This window comes from Pelomicrobium sp. G1 (assembly GCF_051905455.1).
Classification (GTDB): Bacteria; Pseudomonadota; Gammaproteobacteria; order Burkholderiales; family UBA6910; genus Pelomicrobium.
Genome location: NZ_JBQACR010000600.1, coordinates 1 through 236, shown reverse-complemented (window position 1 = coordinate 236; position 236 = coordinate 1). Strand labels below are relative to the sequence as shown.

1 protein-coding gene is annotated in these 236 nt (G+C 64.4%); it reads right to left on the bottom strand.

Annotated elements, in window-relative coordinates:
* Nucleotides 1-236 (bottom strand): TRAP transporter large permease subunit (locus tag ACTFO6_RS19790; RefSeq protein WP_439935996.1); only part of this gene is annotated, 236 nt, incomplete at both ends.

Below are 236 nucleotides of genomic sequence, written 5' to 3'. Positions count from 1 at the left end.
CATGGTGACCGTGCCCAGAGCCAGGCCGCCGGGCAGGCGCCGGGTCCACAGGTGCACCGCCTCGAACAACTGCTCGGCGATCCCGGAGCGCTCCAGCATGGTGCCCATGAACACGAACAGGGGCACCGCGGCCAGGACGAAGTTGGAGGCGATGTCCTCCACCTTTTCCATGAACTGGAAGATCAACGCGTCATGGAAGACCAGGTAGCCGAAGATCAACGCCGTGCCCATGAGGG